This is a genomic window from Streptococcus oralis (assembly GCF_021497945.1).
Classification (GTDB): Bacteria; Bacillota; Bacilli; order Lactobacillales; family Streptococcaceae; genus Streptococcus; species Streptococcus oralis_BR.
Genome location: NZ_CP046524.1, coordinates 1,682,157 through 1,700,068, shown reverse-complemented (window position 1 = coordinate 1,700,068; position 17,912 = coordinate 1,682,157). Strand labels below are relative to the sequence as shown.

14 protein-coding genes are annotated in these 17,912 nt (G+C 43.6%); 12 read left to right on the top strand and 2 right to left on the bottom strand.

The genetic code is table 11. From position 1 onward, the window contains the following. The first annotated feature begins 7 nt into the window (after positions 1-7). The 4 genes from GOM47_RS08445 (at position 8) to GOM47_RS08430 (ending at position 5,438) form a co-directional block, all read left to right on the top strand. Positions 8-811 carry a phosphatidate cytidylyltransferase gene (locus GOM47_RS08445; protein WP_235080527.1) on the top strand — a complete coding sequence of 268 codons (804 nt, stop codon included), beginning with the start codon at positions 8-10 and terminating at the stop codon, positions 809-811. A 15-nt stretch (positions 812-826) separates the two neighbouring features. Continuing rightward, positions 827-2,083, top strand: a complete 1,257-nt coding sequence (gene rseP / locus GOM47_RS08440; protein ID WP_235080526.1) for an RIP metalloprotease RseP — start codon at positions 827-829, stop codon at positions 2,081-2,083. A 16-nt stretch (positions 2,084-2,099) separates the two neighbouring features. Then, the gene (locus tag GOM47_RS08435; protein ID WP_235080525.1) at positions 2,100-3,953 is read left to right on the top strand and encodes a proline--tRNA ligase; all 1,854 of its coding nucleotides are present in this window, start codon (positions 2,100-2,102) and stop codon (positions 3,951-3,953) included. Between the two features lie 105 nt (positions 3,954-4,058). Then, positions 4,059-5,438: a glycoside hydrolase family 1 protein gene (locus GOM47_RS08430; RefSeq protein ID WP_235080524.1), complete on the top strand. Its 1,380-nt coding sequence runs from the start codon at positions 4,059-4,061 to the stop codon at positions 5,436-5,438. A gap of 174 nt (positions 5,439-5,612) precedes the next feature. Here GOM47_RS08430 and GOM47_RS08425 read toward each other — a convergent pair whose 3' ends face one another. Then, positions 5,613-6,026, bottom strand: a complete 414-nt coding sequence (locus tag GOM47_RS08425) for an EamA family transporter (RefSeq protein WP_235080523.1) — start codon at positions 6,024-6,026, stop codon at positions 5,613-5,615. A gap of 215 nt (positions 6,027-6,241) precedes the next feature. On the opposite strand from GOM47_RS08425, the gene glmS reads away from it, so the two are divergent. The 8 genes from glmS to GOM47_RS08385 all read left to right on the top strand — a co-directional run bounded on the left by glmS (position 6,242) and on the right by GOM47_RS08385 (position 13,615). After that, positions 6,242-8,050 (top strand): glutamine--fructose-6-phosphate transaminase (isomerizing), encoded by a 1,809-nt coding sequence (gene glmS, locus GOM47_RS08420; RefSeq protein WP_235080522.1) that lies wholly within the window; start codon positions 6,242-6,244, stop codon positions 8,048-8,050. Between the two features lie 229 nt (positions 8,051-8,279). After that, on the top strand, positions 8,280-9,284 hold the full coding sequence (locus GOM47_RS08415) for a uroporphyrinogen decarboxylase family protein (protein ID WP_235080521.1): 1,005 nt from the start codon (positions 8,280-8,282) through the stop codon (positions 9,282-9,284). 11 nt (positions 9,285-9,295) lie between these two features. Next, positions 9,296-9,499 (top strand): hypothetical protein, encoded by a 204-nt coding sequence (locus GOM47_RS08410; protein ID WP_000837737.1) that lies wholly within the window; start codon positions 9,296-9,298, stop codon positions 9,497-9,499. Positions 9,500-9,501: 2 nt separating this feature from the next. Beyond that, entirely contained in the window at positions 9,502-10,500 is a 999-nt protein-coding gene (locus GOM47_RS08405) for a uroporphyrinogen decarboxylase family protein (protein ID WP_235080520.1), read from the top strand. Between the two features lie 11 nt (positions 10,501-10,511). Further along, complete coding sequence (locus GOM47_RS08400) at positions 10,512-11,390, top strand: transporter substrate-binding domain-containing protein (RefSeq protein ID WP_235080519.1); 879 nt, start codon at positions 10,512-10,514, stop codon at positions 11,388-11,390. Positions 11,391-11,422: 32 nt separating this feature from the next. Beyond that, complete coding sequence (locus tag GOM47_RS08395; protein WP_235080518.1) at positions 11,423-12,115, top strand: amino acid ABC transporter permease; 693 nt, start codon at positions 11,423-11,425, stop codon at positions 12,113-12,115. A gap of 3 nt (positions 12,116-12,118) precedes the next feature. Next, positions 12,119-12,841, top strand: coding sequence for an amino acid ABC transporter permease (locus GOM47_RS08390; RefSeq protein WP_235080517.1), 723 nt, complete (start codon positions 12,119-12,121; stop codon positions 12,839-12,841). A gap of 9 nt (positions 12,842-12,850) precedes the next feature. Further along, on the top strand, positions 12,851-13,615 hold the full coding sequence (locus GOM47_RS08385) for an amino acid ABC transporter ATP-binding protein (protein ID WP_223331938.1): 765 nt from the start codon (positions 12,851-12,853) through the stop codon (positions 13,613-13,615). 201 nt (positions 13,616-13,816) lie between these two features. Here the strand turns inward: GOM47_RS08385 and GOM47_RS08380 are convergent, their stop codons facing one another. Then, entirely contained in the window at positions 13,817-17,533 is a 3,717-nt protein-coding gene (locus GOM47_RS08380) for a pullulanase (RefSeq protein WP_235080516.1), read from the bottom strand. Between the last annotated feature and the right edge of the window lie 379 nt (positions 17,534-17,912).

Below are 17,912 nucleotides of genomic sequence, written 5' to 3'. Positions count from 1 at the left end.
AGAAGATATGACCCAAGATTTACAAAAGAGAACATTGTTTGCGGTATTGGCTCTGGCTATTTTCCTTCCAGTCTTATTTGTGGGAGGACTCTTGTTGCAGATAGGGATTGGTTTGTTAGCGATGCTGGCTGTCCATGAACTCTTGCAGATGAAGGGGCTAAAGACCATGACCATCGAGGGGGTCTTGACCCTCTTTGCTACCTTTGTCTTGACGATTCCACTGGAAAATTACTTGACTTTCTTACCCGTGGACGGCAATGTTGTGGCTTATAGTGTTTTGGTGTTTATTCTTTTAGGAACAACGGTATTCAGCAAAAACTATACGATTGAAGATGCCGTTTTCCCGATTGCGATGAGCTTTTATGTTGGTTTTGGCTTTAACGCCTTACTAGATGCTCGTATAGCTGGATTTGATAAGGTTCTTCTGGCTCTCTTTATCGTTTGGGCGACAGATAGTGCAGCTTATCTGACGGGGGTGAATTTTGGCAAGCATAAGTTGGCACCAAGAGTTTCTCCCAATAAGAGCATTGAGGGCTTTATCGGTGGTATTCTAGGTGCGGTACTGGTAACAGCAATCTTCATGCTAGTAGATAGCACAGTTGCTCTCCCTTATGGGATTTATAGAATGGGCCTCTTTGCCGTCTTCTTCAGTGTGGCAGGTCAGTTTGGTGACTTGATTGAGAGTGCCATGAAACGCCATTTCGGTGTCAAGGATTCTGGGAAATTTATCCCGGGACATGGTGGGGTGTTGGATCGTTTTGATAGTATGCTAGTTGTCTTTCCTATCATGCACTTGTTTGGCCTCTTCTAAAGAAAGGAATATTGAATGATTGGATTGCTAACCTTTATCCTAGTTTTTGGGATTATCGTGGTGGTGCATGAGTTTGGACATTTTTATTTTGCCAAGAAATCAGGCATTTTAGTTCGTGAATTTGCTATTGGTATGGGCCCCAAGATTTTTGCCCATATCGGTAAGGATGGCACTGCTTATACCATTCGGATCCTTCCTTTAGGAGGATATGTTCGTATGGCTGGTTGGGGCGATGATGCGACGGAAATCAAGACAGGAACCCCGGTCAGTTTAACGCTTGCTGATGATGGTAAGGTCAAACGAATCAACCTCTCAGGGAAGAAGCTGGATCAAACAGCTCTCCCTATGCAGGTAACCCAGTTTGATTTCGAAGATAAGCTCTTCATTAAAGGCTTGGTCTTGGAAGAAGAAAAGACCATTGCTGTGGATCACGATGCAACAGTTGTTGAGGCGGATGGTACTGAAGTACGCATCGCTCCTCTGGATGTACAGTATCAAAATGCTTCTATCTGGGGCAAGCTCATCACCAACTTTGCGGGTCCTATGAATAACTTTATCTTAGGTGTTGTTGTTTTTTGGATCTTGATCTTTTTGCAAGGCGGTGTTAGAGATACTCAGACCAATCTCTTTCACGTCATGCCAGAGGGCGCTTTGGCTAAGGTGGGTGTAGCTGAGACCGCTCAAATTACCAAGGTCGGCTCTCACGAGGTTAAGAATTGGCAAGACTTGACCCAGGCTGTGGAAGCAGATACCAAGGACAAGACTGCCCCGACCTTGGATGTGACCATTTCTGAAAATGGTAGCGAAAAACAAGTCACTGTGACTCCAGAAGAAAATCAAGGACGTTATATTCTTGGGGTTCAACCGGGAGTCAAGTCAGACTTTCTATCCATGTTTGTTGGTGGATTTACAACCGCTGCTGACTCAGGGCTCCGTATCCTTTCGGCTCTGAAAAACTTGATTTTCCATCCAGATTTGAACAAACTCGGCGGTCCCGTTGCCATTTTTAAGGCAAGTAGCGATGCTGCTAAAAATGGAATTGAGAATGTCCTCTACTTCCTAGCTATGATTTCCATCAATATCGGGATTTTTAACTTGATTCCGATCCCGGCTTTGGATGGTGGAAAGATTGTGCTCAATATCCTAGAGGCTATCCGCCGGAAACCCCTTAAACAAGAAATTGAAACCTATGTCACCATGGCTGGTGTAGTTATCATGGTTGTTTTGATGCTAGCTGTGACCTGGAATGACATTATGCGACTCTTCTTTTAGATAATCGAGGAATATTATGAAACAAAGTAAAATGCTAATCCCAACGCTTCGCGAGATGCCAAGCGATGCTCAAGTTATCAGCCACGCCCTTATGTTGCGTGCTGGTTATGTTCGTCAAGTTTCTGCCGGTGTTTATTCTTACCTACCACTCGCTAACCGTGTGATTGAAAAGGCTAAGAATATCATGCGCCAAGAGTTTGATAAGATTGGTGCGGTGGAAATGCTAGCGCCTGCCCTTCTCAGTGCCGATCTTTGGCGTGAATCAGGCCGTTATGAAACCTATGGTGAAGACCTTTATAAACTGAAAAATCGTGAAAAGTCAGACTTTATCCTAGGTCCAACTCACGAAGAAACTTTTACAGCTATTGTTCGTGACTCTGTCAAGTCTTACAAGCAATTGCCACTCAACCTTTACCAAATTCAACCTAAGTACCGTGATGAAAAACGTCCACGTAACGGACTTCTCCGTACGCGTGAGTTTATCATGAAAGACGGATATAGTTTCCATGCTAATTACGATAGTTTGGATGTGACTTATGACGAGTACAAGGCGGCCTATGAACGAATTTTCACTCGTAGTGGCTTGGACTTCAAGGCCATCATCGGTGACGGTGGCGCTATGGGTGGTAAGGATAGCCAAGAATTTATGGCCATTACACCAGCCCGTACAGACCTCGACCGCTGGGTTGTCTTAGACAAGTCAGTTGCCTCATTTGATGAAATTCCTGCAGAAGTACAAGAAGAAATCAAGGCAGAATTGCTCAAATGGATGGTTTCTGGTGAAGACACCATCGCCTACTCAAGTGAATCTAGCTATGCGGCTAACTTAGAAATGGCAACAAACGAGTACAAACCAAGTAACCGTGTCGTTGCGGAAGAAGAAGTGACTCGCGTCGAAACTCCAGGTGTTAAATCCATCGATGAAGTGGCAGCCTTCCTTAACGTTCCTCAGGAACAAACCATTAAAACCCTCTTCTACATGGCAGATGGTGAGCTTGTTGCAGCCCTTCTAGTTGGAAATGACCAACTCAATGAAGTCAAGTTGAAAAACCACTTGGGTGCAGATTTCTTTGATGTTGCTAGTGAAGAAGAAGTGGCAAGTGTTGTTCAAGCAGGATTTGGTTCGCTTGGTCCAGTTGGTTTGCCAGAGAATATCAAAATCATCGCAGACCGTAAGGTACAAGATGTTCGCAATGCTGTTGTGGGGGCCAACGAAGATGGTTACCACTTGACGGGTGTGAACCCAGGTCGTGATTTCACTGCAGAATACGTGGATATCCGCGAAGTTCGTGAGGGTGAAATTTCACCAGACGGACAAGGCGTTCTAAACTTTGCCCGTGGTATTGAAATCGGTCATATTTTCAAACTCGGAACTCGCTACTCAGCAAGCATGGGTGCAGATGTTTTGGACGAAAATGGCCGTGCTGTGCCAATCATCATGGGATGTTACGGTATCGGTGTTAGCCGTCTTCTCTCGGCAGTTATGGAACAACACGCTCGCCTCTTTGTTAACAAAACGCCTAAAGGGGAATACCGTTATGCTTGGGGAGTTAACTTCCCTAAAGAATTGGCACCATTTGATGTGCACCTGATCACTGTCAATGTCAAAGACGAAGAAGCGCAAGCCTTGACAGAGAAACTTGAAGCAAGCTTGATGGGAGCTGGTTACGAAGTCTTGACAGACGACCGTAACGAACGTGTCGGAGTGAAGTTTAGCGATAGCGACTTGATTGGGTTGCCAATCCGTATCACTGTTGGGAAAAAAGCAGCTGATGGCATCGTAGAAGTTAAGATTAAGGCGACTGGTGACACCATCGAAGTTCACGCAGACAACTTGCTTGAAACGCTTGAAATCCTCGGCAAGAAATAAAACTATAATCAGAAGAAAAACAAGGCAAAAATGTGACTAGTTTTTACCTTGTTTTTTCTGTATAATGAGAGTGAAGAATACATCATCAAGTTAAGAGGTATAAGTATGCTAAAATTTCCAAAGGATTTTGTCTGGGGTTCCTCTACTTCTGGACCGCAGACAGAAGGAAGAGTGCCTGGCGACGGAAAGGGAGACAATCTCTGGGATTATTGGTACCAAGTAGAGCCTAATCGCTACTATAATGAGATTGGACCAGACAAAACATCGACTTTTTACGAAAACTGGGAAAAGGATATTGAGTTTCTAGTAGAAACAGGTCATACAGCCTTTCGTACTTCTATCCAGTGGTCACGTATTTTCCCGCAAGGTCGTGGAGAAGTCAATCCTCAAGGTGTGGCTTTCTACCGTCAGGTATTTGAAGCGATTAAGGCCAAGGGCATTCGTCTCTTAGTCAATCTCTATCACTTTGACCTGCCTTTTGCCCTGCAAGAAGATGGGGATGGTTGGGAAAATAAGGCAACTATCAAGGCCTATGAAGACTATGCTCGTTTCTGTTTTGAGACCTATGGTGACTTGGTAGATCAGTGGATTACCTTCAATGAGCCCATCGTTCCTGTTGAGTTTGGTTATTTTTATGATGCCCATTATCCACACAAGGTAGATGTCAAAGCAGCAGTTCGGGTGGCTTATCATACGCAACTAGCTAGTAGTCTTGCGGTTAAGGCCTGTCATGAGATTTTGCCTGATTCTAAGATTGGGATTGTCCTTAACTTGACGCCAGCTTATCCACGTAGCCAGCATCCTGCGGATGTCAAGGCCGCTCGCATTGCGGACCTCTTCCAAGCGCAATCTTTCCTAGATCCATCTGTCTTGGGAACTTATCCAAAAGAATTGGTGGAAATTATGGCTGAGCATGATTTGCTGCCAGATTCTACAGCTGAGGAGTTGGAACTGATTCGTGAACATACAGTTGATTTCCTTGGGGTGAACTACTACCAACCTTTGCGGGTTATGGCGCCACGTTTTGCCAAGCATCCAGATAGCCCGCTCTTGCCTGAACATTTCTACGAACCTTACGTCATGCCGGGCCGTAAAATCAATCCTCACCGCGGTTGGGAAATCTACGAGCAGGGGATTTATGATATCGCTCAAAATATCAAGGAAAATTATGGTAATATTGAGTGGATGTTGACAGAGAATGGCATGGGTGTTGAAGGGGAAGACAAGTTCCGTGAGAATGGCATGATTCAAGATGACTATCGTATCGACTTTGTCAAAGGGCATCTTGCTGAGCTTCATCGCGCCATTGAAGACGGTGCTAACTGTAAAGGTTACTTAATCTGGACCTTTATCGATTGCTGGTCATGGCTCAATAGCTACAAGAACCGCTATGGTTTGGTTGAGCTTGATTTGGAAACGCAGGAACGCCGCATAAAAAAATCAGGTCACTGGTTCAAAGAGCTTAGCGATAATAATGGATTTTAAGAATAAAAAAGAGTCTGGGACAAAAGTCTAATCTTAAATATAAAAAGCGAACAAAACGAGTTATCTGACACTCAGAATTCTGTCTTGTTCATCTTTTTGTCTAATCTATCGATTTTAAAAATTTATAATAAAGAATTTCTAAAATCAAAATCTTTTTGTCCCAGACTCTTTTTATTAAAAAATCATCACCAAGGTCCCAATTGTAATCAAGATGCAGCCAATGATTGTTTTAAACGTCAGGACATCCTGTAGGAAGAAAAAGGCTAGAACGAGGGTAAGGACGAGACTAAATTTATCGACAGCAGATACCTCAGTCGCATTGCCCATCTGTAGGGCCTTGTAGTAGCAGAGCCAGGAGGCGCCAGTGGCCAAGCCTGATAAGATGAGAAAGAGCCAACTTTTTCTACTGATGTTGACAATTTCGGTCTGACTATTGGTCAAGAAAACCATGGCCCAGGCCATAAGAATGACGACGACCGTACGAATAGCGGTTGCTAGATTGGATGGAACTCCCTCAATCCCAATCTTGGCTAAAATTGACGTTAAGGCTGCAAAGACAGCTGATAAAAGTGCGAAGAAAAACCACATGGCAAATACCTCCTCCCCTTATTATAAGTAATTGATGCTGACTTGTCAGGTATCAAGTGAAATTCTGATAAAATACTGGCTAAAAAACTATACCAATTTTTCTTCTTGACAAGTGAGAAAAACAAGTATATACTGTTTTTGCTGATTCTATAAAAGAGGAATTAGACTATACCAATTTTAAGGAGAAAGCACAGCTGGTCTGTGTCGTATATACTATGTGTGGAATTGTTGGTGTTGTTGGAAACACAAATGCAACTGATATTTTGATTCAAGGGCTTGAAAAGCTCGAATACCGTGGCTATGATTCTGCGGGAATTTTTGTCCTAGGTGGTGCTGAAAACCATCTAGTCAAGGCGGTTGGTCGTATTGCAGAATTGTCTGCCAAGACAGCTGGTGTTGAGGGAACAACTGGTATCGGACATACTCGTTGGGCAACTCACGGGAAACCAACTGAGGACAATGCTCACCCACATCGCTCTGAGACTGAACGTTTTGTTTTAGTGCACAATGGGGTGATTGAGAACTACCTTGAAATCAAGGAAGAATACCTTGCAGGTCACCACTTCAAGGGGCAAACAGATACTGAAATCGCTGTTCACTTGATTGGAAAATTTGCGGAAGAAGAAGGTCTCTCTGTTCTTGAAGCCTTCAAAAAAGCTCTTCACATCATTCGTGGTTCTTATGCTTTTGCTTTGGTTGACTCACAAGATTCTGAAGTCATCTACGTGGCTAAGAATAAATCACCACTTTTGATTGGTCTTGGAGAAGGCTATAACATGGTCTGCTCAGATGCTATGGCTATGATTCGTGAAACCAACCAATATATGGAAATTCATGACCAAGAGTTGGTAATCGTCAAGGCTGATAGCGTGGAAGTTCAAGACTATGATGGTAACAGTCGTGAGCGTGCTAGCTACACTGCTGAGCTTGATTTGTCAGATATCGGTAAGGGAACTTACCCTTACTACATGCTCAAGGAAATTGATGAGCAACCAACGGTTATGCGTAAACTCATCCAAGCCTACACAGATGAGGCTGGTCAAGTAGTAGTAGACCCAGCTATCATCCAGGCTGTTCAAGACGCAGACCGTATCTACATCCTTGCAGCTGGAACATCTTACCACGCAGGATTTGCTTCTAAGAAGATGTTGGAAGAATTGACAGATACACCAGTTGAACTTGGAATCTCATCTGAGTGGGGCTACGGTATGCCACTTCTCAGCAAGAAACCACTCTTCATTTTTATCAGCCAATCTGGTGAAACAGCGGATAGCCGTCAGGTTTTGGTTAAGGCTAATGAAATGGGAATCCCAAGCTTGACAGTGACAAACGTCCCAGGTTCAACTCTTTCTCGTGAAGCCAACCATACCATGCTTCTTCATGCAGGTCCTGAAATTGCCGTGGCATCAACCAAGGCCTATACAGCACAAATTGCAGCCCTTGCCTTTCTTGCAAAAGCAGTAGGAGAAGCAAATGGCAATGCCAAAGCGCAAGCCTTTGACCTGGTTCATGAATTGTCAATCGTAGCTCAGTCTATCGAATCAACTCTTTCAGAAAAAGAATTGATTGATAGCAAGGTTCGTGAGCTTCTTGAAACAACTCGTAACGCCTTTTACATCGGACGTGGTCAAGATTACTACGTAGCTATGGAAGCAAGCCTTAAACTCAAAGAGATTTCTTACATCCAGTGTGAAGGCTTTGCAGCAGGAGAACTCAAGCATGGAACCATTGCCTTGATTGAAGAAGGGACACCTGTTTTGGCCCTCTTGTCAGATCCAGTCCTTGCCAACCATACTCGTGGAAATATCCAGGAAGTTGCAGCCCGTGGTGCCAAGGTTCTTACCATCGCAGAAGAAAATGTTGCTAAAGGCACAGACGATATCATCCTTACGACCGTACATCCTTACCTTTCACCAATTTCAATGGTCGTACCAACTCAATTGGTCGCTTACTTTGCAACCCTGCACCGTGGTCTCGATGTGGACAAACCACGTAACCTTGCCAAGTCAGTAACTGTGGAATAAGACTGAGTATAAATAATTCTTATCAAGCTTATAAAAATTTCATATCATAAAGAACATCATTTGAAAACAATGAGTATAAACACCTTAGAAAACCTGATTTAAAGGGATTTCTAAGGTGTTTTTTCTTTATAGATATAAAAATTTCCAATCGAGTTGATAGTCAATATATATTGGGAAAAGGGGAAAAGGAGTGGTAAGATGGTTTCAATCCAAATGGAAGGAGAAAGGTATGGCAAGTAAAAGAGATCTAGTCTTTAGAGCGATTAGAGGCGATGAAGTGGAAAGAGTTCCTGTGGGATTTTGGTTTCATTTTGTAACACTCGAAGAAAAGGGGCAGGGATTAAATAATCCACGTATCTTTCAAAAAAGTGTTGATGGGCATCGCAACTATGTGGAAAGGATTCGCCCTGATTTTGTCAAAATTATGAGCGATGGTTTTTTCCTTTATCCAAGTAATGTCTATAGTCCTAAGATTGCAAGCATTCAGGAGCTGACTTCTATTGAGTCGATTGGTGAGGAACACCCATGGATTCAGCAACAGGTGGAAGTGGTACAAGCGATTCGAGAGACCTTTACCGAAGAGATTGCTTCTTTCTACAATATCTTTTCGCCTATCTCCTACCTCAAGCGCTGGTTCCGTACAGAAACTTCTCGAGGAGATAGGGAAGTGGCTGATCTATTGCTTGAAAATCCTGAGCAATTCAGAGCGATTCTAGATGTGATTGCAGGAGATATTGCTATCCTAACTCAGAAAATCATCCAGCAAGGCGGTGTTGACGGGATTTACCTCAGCACCCAGGAAATTCAAGATGAGCGCATCACACCAGCACTCTACCAAACCTATATCGAACCGAGCAATATAGCAGTTTTAAAGGCAGCCAATCAGGTTGGTGGGACCAATATCCTCCATATCTGTGGTTTTGAAGGTGCGAGCAATGATGTGACGATATTTAAGGACTATCCAGCTCAAGTGGTCAACTGGGCGACCCACCATGAGGATGTTAGTTTGACACAGGGTCAAGAGTTATTCCGAGATAAGGCCGTTTTAGGTGGATTCGAAAATGGCAAGAAAAGCTTGCTTTATCAAGGTTCCAAAGCGGAATTGCAAGATGAAACAAGACGGTTGCTGGCTGAAGCTGGTAGTAAAGGCGTTCTTCTGGGAGCTGACTGTACTGTTCCAGATGACTTTGACTTAGAGAGGTTGGACTGGATTCGGCAGGCGGCTGTTCTCTAAAAGGAGGAGCTATGAAAAGTAAAAGATGGGGCATCTTCATTGCAGTTGTCGGTTTGCTGGCCTTGGTTGCCATAAGCGTCGTAAAAAATGGGCACTGCAAAAATGGAGAGAGATGTCGTGGAGTTCAGGATTTTTCCAAGTCCAGTCTCCCCTTTCTACGCTCGAATGATATCGCAAGCAGTTTATTAGTTGAAAAAGTAAGAAATGGAGAATAAGAATGTCAGAAAAAAAAGAATGGGTTTTAAAAGCATTTAAAGGTGAAAAGGTTGATCGTGTGCCAGTTGGCTTTTGGCACCATTTCACATCCGAAGACGAATGGCTACACGGTTTTTCAAATCCAGTCATTATCGAGAAGAATATTGAGGGCCATAAGCGCTTTATCCGAGAAGTTCAGCCGGACTTTATCAAACTCATGAGTGATGGCTACTTTGCTTATCCAAATCCAGCGATTGCCAAAGGAAAATCACTTCAAGAATTGGCGACCATTCAACCACTCGGGCCAGATCACGCTTGGATAAAAGAGCAGGTGGACTTGGTTCAGAAAATCAAGCAAGAGTTCACAGAAGATATCGTTGCGATTTACAATATTTTTGCTCCTGTGACCTATCTCAAGTGGCTGCTTGGGGAAGTGTCTGGTGGCGATGACCTTATTGCAGACTTTCTGGTGGAAGATCCTAAAGCCCTTAAAAAGGTGTTGGATGCGATTGCAGAGGATATTGCGAGTCTCAGTCGAGCTGTCATCGAAGAGGCTGGTGCTGACGGAATCTACCTCAGCGTGCAAAGTATCCAAGATCAACGAGTGTCGGCAGCAGATTATCAAGCCGTCATTGCACCTAGCGAGATAACGGTTCTGGAAGCAGCTAGTGCTGTTGGTGGTGTCACGGTTCTTCATATCTGTGGATACGAGGGAGCGCGAAATGATATTCACCTTTTTGCAGACTATCCAGCCCAAGTCTTTAACTGGGCTGTAGGACCAGAGGGAATCACTCTCAAGGAAGGTCGTGAGATTTTCAAGGGACGTACGGTTCTTGGAGGATTTGAAAATGGCAAGACAGGCTTGCTGTATACTGGTAGCAAGGATGCCATTCAGGCTGAAGCAAAGAAACTAGTTGCAGAAGCTGGGGAACAGGGCTTGGTACTTGGGGCAGATTGTACCATTCCAAGTGATATCGCAGTTAAACGTATCCAGTGGGTGAGAGAAGCGCTTGAAAACTAAAGGAGAAAAAGATGAGTAAAAAAGCATGGATTATCGGTGGTGTAGCAGTGGTTGCAGTAATTGGGGCAACGATTATCGGGAGAAGTTTAGCTGGTGCTCCAACCAAGGAGGGAGAAACGGATTCGTCTGCTGAAGTCATAACCTTGAAGGTTGCCCATACACAAAACTATGTACCTTATGACTTTGTCAATGAAAAAGGAGAATCAGATGGTTATGAAGTAGCTGTTTTGAAGGCTGTTGATGAGAAGTTGGCAAACTATCAATTTGAATATACGGGTACCAGTGATGACGACCTCTTGATTGGTCTGGAATCAGGCAAGTATGACATCGGAACAAAGGGAGCTTGGTACACAGATGAACGAGCTAAAAAGTTTGTCATTCCATCTGAACCAGTCGGAGCGAGCATCATCGGATTTACCGTCAGAAAAGAAGATGAACAGAAATACAAAACCATTGATGACTTTGCTAAGAATAAAGGAAAATTGGTTCCCATCTCTCCACAGAATGCCCAATGGAATGTCATCACCAGCTATAATGAAAAACATCAGGATGCACCGATTGAGCTAACAGCAGCTGAATCCTTTAAAGTAGCAGATGCCTATGCCTGGGTCTTAGAAGGACGTTATGACGCCTTCTTTGATATTAAACTGTCCTTTGAAAAAGCAGTTACCGCAGAAGATGGCCCTTACCACCAATATGCGGACAAACTCAGCTGGTTCCCATACAAGGGTATTCCAACTTATCCCTTGATTCACCGTGATGAAAAGGGTGAGAAATTCGCTAAGGAATACGAAAAAGCAATCAAAGAGTTGAAAGAAGATGGTACGCTTGCTAAGCTATCTCAGCAATACTTTAAAGAAGATGTCTTTAGTTATGTAGACAAAGACTAGGCCAGAAATTCCAAGACTAGAAAGGGTTTTGCATGGTTTCTTATGATTTTTCCAAGGTCTTTCAGTTTTTACCGACCTTATGGCAGGCACTTCCTATGACCTTGTCCATTCTCTTTTTTACCACTCTTCTTGGTTCCCTTTTTGGAGGTCTTTTGACCTGGGCGCAAGTAGGAGAAGGCAAGAGTTTTGCAGCGATTTCCAAAGGCTATATCTTTACCCTACGTTGTACACCGCCGATTGTCTTACTTTTTCTAGTCTTTTATGGCTTGCCAGAATTTCTGAAATGGTGGCTGGGTTTGGATATCAACAACTGGTCTAAAACTATTTTTGTTCTCCTGACGATGATTCTCTTGTTTGCGGCTATTGTTGCCGAGGTCTTCAAGGCGGCCTATCAAGCTATTCCAAAGGGGCAGACAGAGGCCGGGCTTAGTATTGGTTTGACTCCAAGTCAGACTTTTTGGAGAATCATTTTTCCTCAAGCTTTTCAAGTTGCTCTTCCTAATATAACGACCGCTATTCTCAATCTTATGCGGGATGCTGCCTTGGCCTATACGATTGGTTTCGTTGATGTTATGGGGGCAGGCAACCTCTTGATCAGTCGCAATTTAGGGAACTACTCGCTGGAAACCTATACGGCGGTTGCATTTCTTTACTGGGGGATTGCCTTGATTATTTCTAGCTTGAGTCGTTTGCTTGAGAAGTCTTTGGAAACAAAAGGGAGGTAAGAAATGGACATAGACTATATTGTAAAGACCTTTCTGGAGACCTTGAAAGGTGTGCCAATCACCTTGATTATTATGGTTGTGGCTATGGTCTTAAGCTTTTTACCGGCTCTATTTTTGGCCTTAGGGCAAATCTACAAGGTTCGAGGGGTGAGGAGTTTTTCTCTGGTCTATCTGGCGTTTATCCGAGCGACTCCTCCGATTTTATTGATTCTCTTCTTTTATAGTTTGTTTCCAAGTTTGCTGAATCAATTTCTCAAAAGTATAGGCAGTGACTTTGATATTTTCAAACTTGATCCTCTCTACTATGCCTTTATCATTTATAGTTTGATGACAGTCGGGAGTTTATCGGAGATTTTGCGTTCAGCTATCTTGACGGTGGACAAGGGACAACTAGAGGCAGCGCATGCGATTGGGCTGACTACGACCCAGGCCTATTTAAGGATTGTTTTTCCTCAAGCCTTGCGCTCAGCCTTGCCTAACTTGGCCAATCTGGTGATCAATATCGTCAAAGGAACTTCCTTGGTATTTGTCATGACCATCAAGGATATCACCGCTATTGCTCGTGTAGAAGCGTCCTACGGTTACCAGTATTTTGAATCTTATTTTGTGATCTTTTTGCAGTATATTTTGATCTGTGGTTTGATTCAGTGGGGTTTTTCTGTATTAGAAAAAGGCTATGTGAAAAAAGAAAAGAGAGCGAAAGCATCTAGCGCGCGTTTTGTATAGGAGGACAGGATGTTACAAGTAGAACATATCGCAAAAACATTTGGTGAGAGGCAAGTCCTGGAGGATGTCAATCTCCAGGTCAACCAAGGGGATGTCGTCGTTATTTTAGGACCATCAGGTTCGGGGAAAACGACTTTTCTCCGTTGCCTCAACCACTTAGAAAAAGCTGATAGTGGCCATTTGACCTTGGCAGGAAAAACTTATGACTTAGCCAAATTAAGCAAGAAAGACATTCTAGAAATTCGCCAAAAAACAGCCTTTGTTTTCCAACACTACAATCTATTTGCAAACAAAACTGCTCTGGAAAATATTCTAGAAGGCCTAATAGTGGCTCGTAAAGTTCCCAAGGAAGAAGCGCTCAAACGTGCAGAATCTGCCTTGGAAAAAGTTGGTTTACTTGCCTATAAAGACTACTACCCTTCACAACTATCTGGAGGGCAACAACAACGAATAGGAATTGCGCGTGCTATTGCCGTCAAGCCCGAGGTCATTTTGCTAGATGAACCAACATCAGCGCTAGACCCTGAGTTGGTTGGAGATGTTTTGGATGTTCTGAAACAGTTGGCGGGAGAAGGTGTGACCATGGTAGTCGTCACGCATGAGATGGGATTTGCTAGAGATGTCGCTAACCACGTTATTTTCATGGATGGAGGCCGTATCGTAGAGGAGAATAACCCCCACGATTTCTTTAGTCGTCCACAAGAAGAACGCACCAAGCAGTTTCTGGCTCGTATCTTATCAGATGCCACCTACAGTGTAGAATATATGATTTGATAGATAAGTGTATCATAAAAACAACACCCCATGACTAGAAGATTCTTCTAACCATGGGGTGTTTTTCTATAGGAGGGCTAGTTTATACTCTTCGAAAATCTCTTTAAACCTCGTCAGCTTCGCCTTATCTACAACCTCAAAGCTGTGCTTTGAGCAGCCTGTGGCTAGCATCCTAGTTTACTCTTTGATTTTCATTGAGTGTTATTTCTTTTTCTTGTTTTTTATCAACCATCCAAGTCCGAGAAGGGCAAGGATACTGAATCCAGCAAGGGCAAGAAGGGATTTGCTCTCGGTTCCTGTGTTTGGAAGGACTTTCTGAGAGTGAGCCTCTGCAACAGTTTCTTGAGTTTCAGGATTTGCTACTAGGTTTTGGGCTTGACCTTGTTCTGGTTCAACTTCCAAGCTAGAAAGATCAAATTCTGGTTTTTCTTCCACAGCTGGGGCGACAATGGCACCACCTTGAGATAAGCGGAGAACAACGGCAGTGAGAGCGTTCAATTTCAAACCTTTTTCAGTCCATTCGAGACCTTGAGGGTTAGCAATTCCTACGGGTCCTGCTTGGTTTTCATCTGCGAGAACTTCGGCCTTTCTCAAGTGAGCAAAAGCAGTTCCTAAGTTGAATTCGCGAGCCTTATCATCCGCATTGACAAAGACTGCGTAGATATCTCCATTTGGAGCTGTGATTTGGTAGCCGATGACCACGTCTTCTTTTTCAACACCATTTTTTCCTGGGACAGTAATGAGTTGGACGCGTTCTTTGATATCTTGTAGACTCTTGAGTCGGAAGGCATCTGTCGATTGACGAAGGGCAATCAAACCTTTCATGTAGTTACGGCTCTTGACATTTTCAGGGAAAGCTTTACCATCTGTTGCCTTGGTCCAATCAAACTTGTTGACAGCATCACTAGAGTCGTAAGAGTCATGGATAAAGTAAGGATAGACAAATGGCTTGCCGTCCTTGTCGCGCAACAAGTGAGACTTGTTTGGAACCTTATCTTCAGGAACAGGAGTCTTATAGGCTGGGTCTAGGAATTGTTTGGTACGTCCGTATTCCTGACCAGAGTGGATAAACGGAGTTCCTTGAGCAGTCAAGACCATGAGGTTTCCAAGTCGCAAACGGCGATGGATTTCAGCGTAGTTCTCCGCCTTGCTTGGGTCTTTTTTGATAGACTGGGCAATGATGTCAAAGAGGGTCAAGTTATCATGGGCTGCGATATACTGGATAACATCTCCAGGATTGTCAGCCTCAAAGTTAGTTGGTTGGGCAATGAGATTTTTAAAGATGGTATTGATATCTCGTTTGCCACCTGTGATAAAGGCAGGCTGCCCTTCGTTTGGATAGCCAGACTTGAGGTTGTTACGGATGTCGTCTGAAAAGACAGCGACAGTATCTGTTTTCTTCATCCAATCTTGGTCAGCAGGTTGTACAGGCGTATTTTCATCGCCAGTATAGGTTCTCCAGCCTTCACCTAGCATGATAAGATTTGGATTGAGGGCGCGTGCAGCCTTGTAAGCTTCTTCAATAGAAGCTGCATCGTGATCTCCCATCATATCGAAACGGAAACCATCTACTTTGTAGGTTTCAACCAGATACTTGATGGAGTCTACCAAGACACGTTTAGACATGTAGTGGGTAGTTCCCAAACGGCCGCCTCCAAAGCTAGTACGTGGAGTTCCGTCTGCGTCCATAAAGTGATAGTAGTTTGGCTCAATATCTTCAAAAATGTCAACATTTGCAGTATGGTTGTAGACCACGTCCAAGATAGCCCCCATGCCACGTTTGTGGATTTCGTTGATGAGGTTTTTGAATTCGGCAATACGTTTTTCTGGATCCTTAGGATCGCTTGAGTACATACCAGTCAAGGAGAAGTAGTTTTGAGGGTCATATCCCCAGTTGTAATTGCTATTGCTTGAAGCGTAGGCAGACAAACGTTCATGGTTTTTTAATTCATTGACAAAGTAGTAAGACAAGACTGGAAGGAGCTGGATGTGGGTCACACCCAAGTCTTTGAGATAGTCTAATTTTTCGATAAAGGCTTCAAAGGTACCAAATGGCTTGGTCAAGTCTTTTGCGATGGCAGGATCCGAAGTGAAGTCACGCACATGAGCTTCATAGATGACGGCATCTTCACGCGATTTGAAGTTGCGAATCTTCCCATAGGTCAAGTCTTGCGGTCCTAGTTTGGATGGGTCGACAAAGGCAGCTTTAGCGACCTTATGAGCGGCATCTGTTTTTGCTAGGTCACTGTTCCAAGCTGCTAGTGACTTGGCATAAGGGTCAAGAACGAGAACGGTTTTACCTTGGCGCTCGATCTGGTAGTGGTAGTAGTAGCCAGTATAGTTGCTGATACCGAGACCAGAGTTTGTGTCCAGAGTTTGTTTCCAGGTTCCTTTTTCTCCTTTTTCAAGGGCGACAGTTCCGACTACCTTTTCAGGGTCTTTCTTGTCATAGACAACAACGGAAACCTTATCAGCACTTGGAGACCAGAGGGTGAGGTCAACACGCTTGCCATCTTCTTTTAGGGTTGCGCCGAGTGGACCATCGTAACTGTAGGACTCATCCTTGAGGCGCCAGCTTGAACGTGTGGTAAAGCGGTCTGAATTGTAGCTGACAGTGTACGGGTGTTGAGTGTCAGAGAAGTCGCCGATATAGGTCACTTTCTTACCAGCTTCATCCACTTCCACGTCTGTGATAGCTACTTTATTCCCTTGGTAATCAGTGATGCCGGAGTGTTTGAGGATATCGTCTTTCTTAGCTCCAACTAGGGTAGAAAAGCTGCTTTCGATACGAGACTTAGCCACGTGTTGGGCACCAGTCATGCGGATGTCGTGCACGTAATAGGGGTTGGTGTAGATGGCTTCGTCATCATCTTTGAGAAAGATTTGACTGTGATTTTTCAAATCTGTAAATTTGTAATCCTCTTTTCGGATTTTCACATCATCGCCTTTCTTGCTTTCGTCTAGTAATAAAAATCCAAATTCTCTTGCAGCTTCATTGAGTGGAATATCAATGTAACGGCCATATTTTCCAGTTGCAGTAAAGTCTGTCCCGTCAGGCCATTCTCCACTGCTTGGGTTTTTGACATCGCCCCAATACCAGAGAGATTTTTTGTCATAGTTGCCATCGGTGCGATAGTAGTTAACACGGACAGTTCCCGCTGGCTGAGGACGGTAGTTGTATACCTTATAGTTTTCATCTAGCCAAGCCTCATTCATTTTTGGAGAAAGGCGCTCTACTGAACGGTCTCCAGTAAGGTTATCCCCTTTAGTATTGTTGATGAGGAAGCTGACCTTCTTGGCTTGGTCATTCTTGAGTTTGACATCGAGATAATAGCCATAGTCATCTTGCTTGGCATCCTTGAAGGACTTGGCTCCATTGGGCCAGTTTTCAGACGGCTTTTCAACATCATCCCAAGTCCAAAGACCTTGAGAATCCTTGTTTTCTTCAGGGAGTTTTTTTACATGGATGCGGAAGTAGTTGTCTTCGATTGGTTCTTCAGAACTAGTGTCTGCTTGTGGTTTTTGATCAGAACTTGGCGCCGAAGTGCTGGCATCTACTTTCTCTTCCTTGCTGTTAGCCTGGCTTGTAGTAGCGTCTTCTGTTTTAGGAGTTTCTGGTGCTGTAGTAGTTTCCACAGCTGGAGCTTCCTTTTTAGAAGCAAGGGAAGCGTTTGCATTCTTTTGTTCAGAAATAGGCGTTTCCTTTTGAATTTGACTCGTTTCAGTCTCAGTAGGAGCCTTGGTCACAGCGCTAGTATTTTCCTGAGTTTGAGGCAGGTTTTCGTTAGCCGAAATGGTTGGCATTGTAGCAGAAAGCAAGACAATGCTGGCACCAATAAGGACCGAACCAGTTCCGTTCTTCAAGGAACGGATACCATAAATCATTTTTTTCTCAGTTTGAGATGGGATCTTTTTCATCACAATTCTCCTTGTGTAGTTGTTCCCTAACAGTATAGCACGAGGTAAACATGAGTGCAAGCGTTTTCCTAATTTTTAAGAGAAAATATAATGCTTCATTCTCTTGAAATTTTAAAATAATATATAGGAAAAGATTGTTTAAAAAGTAGAAAAAAACCTTGAAAAATCTGGCTAAATAAGGTATAATATGAGTAATCATTTGTCGTAGGTTTTGTCTGAAATATTGTCCAGACAAGGCTCACAGCAGTTAAATCTTCTGAAAAAGTCAGATTTAGCTGCTCTTTTTGTGCTTTTTTTCAGGTTTTTGAATGCTTGTAACAAAGATTTAAAGATTCTGAAAATTCGTCAAAGGGACACGGTGATAGGGGTTTTAAAAACC

What these genes read in the sequence shown, in the direction of transcription:
- GOM47_RS08380 (WP_235080516.1), bottom strand. Translation starts at nt 17,533, where the DNA reads ATGAAAAAGATCCCATCTCAAACTGAGAAAAAAATGATTTATGGTATC.
- glmS (WP_235080522.1), top strand. Translation starts at nt 6,242, where the DNA reads ATGTGTGGAATTGTTGGTGTTGTTGGAAACACAAATGCAACTGATATT.
- GOM47_RS08410 (WP_000837737.1), top strand. Translation starts at nt 9,296, where the DNA reads ATGAAAAGTAAAAGATGGGGCATCTTCATTGCAGTTGTCGGTTTGCTG.
- GOM47_RS08400 (WP_235080519.1), top strand. Translation starts at nt 10,512, where the DNA reads ATGAGTAAAAAAGCATGGATTATCGGTGGTGTAGCAGTGGTTGCAGTA.
- GOM47_RS08435 (WP_235080525.1), top strand. Translation starts at nt 2,100, where the DNA reads ATGAAACAAAGTAAAATGCTAATCCCAACGCTTCGCGAGATGCCAAGC.
- GOM47_RS08385 (WP_223331938.1), top strand. Translation starts at nt 12,851, where the DNA reads ATGTTACAAGTAGAACATATCGCAAAAACATTTGGTGAGAGGCAAGTC.
- GOM47_RS08405 (WP_235080520.1), top strand. Translation starts at nt 9,502, where the DNA reads ATGTCAGAAAAAAAAGAATGGGTTTTAAAAGCATTTAAAGGTGAAAAG.
- GOM47_RS08415 (WP_235080521.1), top strand. Translation starts at nt 8,280, where the DNA reads ATGGCAAGTAAAAGAGATCTAGTCTTTAGAGCGATTAGAGGCGATGAA.
- rseP (WP_235080526.1), top strand. Translation starts at nt 827, where the DNA reads ATGATTGGATTGCTAACCTTTATCCTAGTTTTTGGGATTATCGTGGTG.
- GOM47_RS08430 (WP_235080524.1), top strand. Translation starts at nt 4,059, where the DNA reads ATGCTAAAATTTCCAAAGGATTTTGTCTGGGGTTCCTCTACTTCTGGA.
- GOM47_RS08445 (WP_235080527.1), top strand. Translation starts at nt 8, where the DNA reads ATGACCCAAGATTTACAAAAGAGAACATTGTTTGCGGTATTGGCTCTG.
- GOM47_RS08395 (WP_235080518.1), top strand. Translation starts at nt 11,423, where the DNA reads ATGGTTTCTTATGATTTTTCCAAGGTCTTTCAGTTTTTACCGACCTTA.
- GOM47_RS08425 (WP_235080523.1), bottom strand. Translation starts at nt 6,026, where the DNA reads ATGTGGTTTTTCTTCGCACTTTTATCAGCTGTCTTTGCAGCCTTAACG.
- GOM47_RS08390 (WP_235080517.1), top strand. Translation starts at nt 12,119, where the DNA reads ATGGACATAGACTATATTGTAAAGACCTTTCTGGAGACCTTGAAAGGT.